The organism is Salegentibacter tibetensis, from assembly GCF_020164485.1.
Lineage (GTDB): Bacteria > Bacteroidota > Bacteroidia > Flavobacteriales > Flavobacteriaceae > Salegentibacter > Salegentibacter tibetensis.
Map to the genome: position 1 here is coordinate 1 of NZ_JAIQZA010000069.1, position 4,367 is coordinate 4,367.

Here is a 4,367-nt window from a genome sequence, read left to right on the forward strand (position 1 = left end):
AGAGGGAGAATCGATGAGAAAATTTAGAAAATAAGAGCAAAAAAAATTTAATTAACTTAACCGAAATTTTAGAAGAAAAGTGTCCGTTTTGAAACGGAACGCCTGTCCGCTTTCAGCGGATTATGCACCTTGTGCCGGGAGAGCCGTTTATTAAATACCTGGCCCAGGACTTCGATTTAATGCCACCCTTAAGTGTGGCCGATAATATTGGAAAACATCTCAGCAATCAATTTCCTCAAAAAAAGAAAAACCGCATTAAAAAATTGCTGGAAGTGGTCGAAATGACCGAGCTGGCCGATAAAAAATCGAAACTCCTTAGCGGCGGACAACAACAGCGAGTAGCTTTAGCACGTGCTTTGGCAAAACAACCAGAACTGCTTTTGCTGGACGAGCCTTTTAGCCATATAGATCATTTCAGAAAAAACAACTTACGCCGCAGGCTTTTTGCTTATTTAAAGGAAAACAATATTGCCTGCATCGTCGCTACTCACGACAGCACCGATGCACTTTCCTTTGCCGATAAAACCATTGTATTAAAAAATGCAAAAATCTATGCGGAAAATTCTCCTTCAGAATTATATCAAAACCCGCCGAATAAATATGTGGCTTCGCTCTTTGGTGATGTAAATGAACTAATGCTGAAAGATCTACGTGAAGATGAAAAAAGCAGAAAAAAGGTAATCCTTTATCCTGAAGAAATGAAACTCACCCAGAAATCAGCAATAAAGGCAACAGTAAAGAAATCCTGGTTTAAAGGTGAAAACTGGCTAATTGAAGCTGAATTAAACGGAAAAACCATTTATTTTAATCATTCACAAGAATTAAAAGAAGGAAAAAAAGTTAATCTGAAAGTTTCAGAAAAATTAATCGAATCAAGGCTTAAATAATTTGGGCCACGAATACACTAATTAAATATTCGTGTATTGGTGGCTGTAACTAGATTTCAGAATGCTTATCCGTCTAAAAGCTTTTATCTCCTTGAGCCTTTCGACTGCGCTCAAGACAAGATTTAATCGAAGGTTTAAACAAAAACGTCCCGACTGCCCCCCAGTGCCGAGTCGGGCTGGCGCTCGACGTGACACCCTTAGTTTAATTTTGCTTGTAAATCTCCTAGCGAATGAGTTAAAACACTTCCAGGATTTTAGCAGATTTTCCGTTAAAAGTTATTTTTTCACCGGCTTTTTTATGCAGTAATAATTGTGCGATTGGAGAATTGGCTCCAATGGCAAAATATACGACTCCATCTACAATAATACGATTGGCCGGGATGGCGATAAAATAATTGGCCATATTGGTTTTCACCGCAGTTCCTAATTGCGCAGTGGCGTTATTGGTTCTCCTTTTAGCCACACTGAGCGTATTTCTTAGATTTTTGAATTGCTGCAGTTGTTCCGATAGTTTATTTATTTCCAGGTTTATCATTTCCCTGCCGGTTTCATATTTATCTCCTGCACTACTCTTAGTCTCATTCTCCAAATCGCTTTCGAGTCCAGCCATAGCAGCTTCAATTCGCTTTATGCGTTCTTCCACATAAGCTTCGCAGGCTTTATATAGTTTTTCTTTTATTGAATTCATTTAATTCTTTTGAGACCTCACAGGTTTTTGAAACCTGTGAGGTCTGGTTTAAACTACTCCAATCTAAATTCCCCGTAATTCTGCATTTGTCTGACGATCCAGTTCTTTCGCTGATTTATATAATTGCTGGCAGGATTTGCCCCGTATTCCCGGGGATTTGGTAAAATAGCCGCAATTGCCGCAGCTTCATAAACCGAAAGATTTGCAGCCGATTTATTGAACCAATGCTGAGCAGCGGCTTCAGCGCCGTAAACTCCGGGGCCCATTTCAATGCTATTCAGGTAAACTTCTATAATTCGCTCTTTGCTCCAAAAGGTTTCGATCAAGAAAGTGAAATAAACCTCCAAACCTTTTCGCAGCCAGTTTCTTCCCGGCCATAAAAACACATTTTTCGCAGTTTGTTGCGAAATGGTACTGGCACCACGCATGCGCTTTCCTTTTTGGTTGTCTTCTATCGCCTCTTCTATAGCTTCAAAATCAAAGCCATTATGCTTCACAAAATTTTGATCTTCACTCGCAATTACCCCAAGTTGTAAATGCAAAGAAATCTCTTCTCGCGGGATCCAGGAATACTGGATCTTCTCTTCAGGATTTTCAAAATAACGAATGGCCATTAATGGTGTAAACGGAACCGGAACCCATTTATAAAGCAGCACCATTAAAAGCGAAAACAAAATTAAAATGCCTGCAAGTTTCAGCAGGAATTTGAAGATTTTCTTTATCATTTTATTAATTCTGAAAGTTCTTTCCCGACCAAACTACCAATAGCAACGCCCATTCCGCCTAAACGAACCCCACAATAAACATTTTCTGAAATTTGCTTTACGACAGGGTTTTTCTGTTTCCCAACTCCCATAATTCCGCTCCAGCGCTGATCTATTTCAATTCGAGTTTCAGGCAAAATTGTGGTTTTAAGCAATTGTTCCAGTCTGTGCTGAATAAGTTCGGTTTGAGCAATTTCGGTGGTTTCTTCCGTTTTAAAATCCAGGTTTCTTCCGCCGCCAAAAAGGACGCGGTCACCAATATTTCTGAAATAATAATAGCCTTTATCCAAATGGAACGTTCCTTTGATCTCCAGATTTTTTATCGGTTTGGTAACCAACACCTGGGCGCGGGCGGGTTTTACTTCTGAAATCCCCAGTTTTTCTGAAAATCCGTTGGTAGCGATCAATAATTTATTTGCTGAAATTTCTAATTTATCGGTTTTGATTTTTATTGAATTTTTTGTTTCCACAAATTCTTCAACTGTAATATTATTCAGGATTTTTATACAGGCTTTTTGGACTTTATGCAGTAAAACCTCCATCATTTTGCCGGTATTTAATTGTCCTTCAAACTGATTAAAAATAAGTTTCTTCTGAATATTCTTAAACCCAAAACTATCATTTTGAATACTAAACACGGAGTCTCCAAATACAGGTTTCAGCATTGTATTTAGTTTTGGTAAAGCCGAATTACATTCTTCAAAAAGGGCAGCATCCTCAACAGTAAAAAGTTCGTAGCCGCCGTATTCTTTGTAACCAATATTTTGGTCTCCGAGAGTCTCCCGAAGCAATTTCAAGCCTTTTAATCGCTTTTGTATGAGTTGCAAAACTTCGGCTTCACTGTGAGAGTTTAAATCGTCCAGAATTTCAGAAACGCTACCAAAACAAGCGAAACCGGCATTTTTTGTGCTCGCGCCATTAGGCAAGATCCCACGTTCCAAAATCAGGATTTTCGCCCTTGGAAAGCGCTCTTTTAGGTTAAGCGCGCAGTTTAGCCCGGTAATCCCGCTGCCGATAATGCAAAAATCGATATTTGAAAACCAGGTTTTGGTTTCCCAGTAGGAAAGATCCATGGAAGTGATAATTTTCAATGAAAATACGAAATTAAAAAGACCTTATTGCAAGGAAGAAAACCGTAAATTTAGTAATCTATTTCTTCCTTTTGATCCACAGGTCTGTATTTTTCAATCGTATAACAAATTTTAATTGGTGCGAATTTGGTGTATATTTACATCTAAAGTACAAATTATGGCAAGGCAAAGTATTACGGTAACAGAACCGAATGATGAATGGCTTAAAGAGCAGGTTACTAGTAAAGAATATACTAGTAAAAGTGAATTGATCAATGACTTGATAAGACAGGCAAGAGGGCAGCAGAAACAGGTGGACTGGATACGATCTAAGTTAGAAAGCGCCGAAAAAAGAGGCTTTACTCGAAATACAGCCGATGAAATATTAAAAAAGGCTAAAGAAAAATAGTTAATGCGCTATAAAATTAGCCTTGAAGCTGAGGAAGACCTTATTAGGATTTATCGATATGGGGCACAACATTTTGGAGATAAGCAAGCCTTGAAATACTTTTATGGGCTGGTTGATACTTTTGATAGGATCGCTGAAAATCCCTACATGTTCCCATCGGCAAGGCACATTAAACAAGATTATAGGTTCTGCACTTATAAGGCTGATACCATTTATTATAGAATAGCAGATAAGGTTGAAATTATGGCAATTATTGGACGCCAAAATTTTCCTTTTAGCAAATACTGAATATAAAAAAGTCCTCACAGGTTTTGAAAACCTGTGAGGACTGATATTTAAATTTATTCTGAAAACTTAATTCTATCACGTCAGCTGAACTGACTTTGTCTTCTAACATATTTTGATTTTCGACATGTTAGATTCTGAAATAAATTACCATTGACGTATTTTTTAAGTTGCTGTTTTATAGCTGATTACCATGTCCATTTCTTTTGCCATTTTGAACAAGCTTTTTTGCTTATTAAGCAGTATTTTTTCCTGATAAGCTTT

The 4,367-nt window shown here is 37.8% G+C and carries 6 protein-coding genes; 3 read left to right on the top strand and 3 right to left on the bottom strand.

What is annotated here, in order from left to right:
* Positions 1-122 precede the first annotated feature (122 nt).
* Positions 123-887 carry an ABC transporter ATP-binding protein gene (locus tag LB467_RS18400; protein ID WP_224475615.1) on the top strand — a complete coding sequence of 255 codons (765 nt, stop codon included), beginning with the start codon at positions 123-125 and terminating at the stop codon, positions 885-887.
* Between the two features lie 235 nt (positions 888-1,122).
* Here the strand turns inward: LB467_RS18400 and LB467_RS18405 are convergent, their stop codons facing one another.
* The 3 genes from LB467_RS18405 to LB467_RS18415 are packed head-to-tail and all read right to left on the bottom strand — an operon-like array spanning position 1,123 to position 3,412.
* A complete protein-coding gene (locus LB467_RS18405) occupies positions 1,123-1,575 on the bottom strand; it encodes a transcription elongation factor (RefSeq protein WP_224475617.1) in 453 nt (150 codons plus the stop codon).
* A 53-nt stretch (positions 1,576-1,628) separates the two neighbouring features.
* A complete protein-coding gene (mtgA, locus tag LB467_RS18410) occupies positions 1,629-2,300 on the bottom strand; it encodes a monofunctional biosynthetic peptidoglycan transglycosylase (protein ID WP_224475618.1) in 672 nt (223 codons plus the stop codon).
* On the bottom strand, positions 2,297-3,412 hold the full coding sequence (locus tag LB467_RS18415) for an NAD(P)/FAD-dependent oxidoreductase (protein WP_224475619.1): 1,116 nt from the start codon (positions 3,410-3,412) through the stop codon (positions 2,297-2,299). The genes mtgA and LB467_RS18415 overlap by 4 nt, the downstream gene beginning before the upstream one ends.
* Before the next feature lie 175 nt (positions 3,413-3,587).
* Here LB467_RS18415 and LB467_RS18420 point away from each other — a divergent pair, with 175 nt between their 5' ends.
* Together LB467_RS18420 and LB467_RS18425 are read left to right on the top strand one after the other, a co-directional pair.
* Entirely contained in the window at positions 3,588-3,818 is a 231-nt protein-coding gene (locus LB467_RS18420; protein ID WP_224475620.1) for a ribbon-helix-helix domain-containing protein, read from the top strand.
* Between the two features lie 3 nt (positions 3,819-3,821).
* Positions 3,822-4,106 (top strand): type II toxin-antitoxin system RelE/ParE family toxin, encoded by a 285-nt coding sequence (locus tag LB467_RS18425; protein WP_224475621.1) that lies wholly within the window; start codon positions 3,822-3,824, stop codon positions 4,104-4,106.
* The last annotated feature ends 261 nt before the right edge of the window (positions 4,107-4,367 follow it).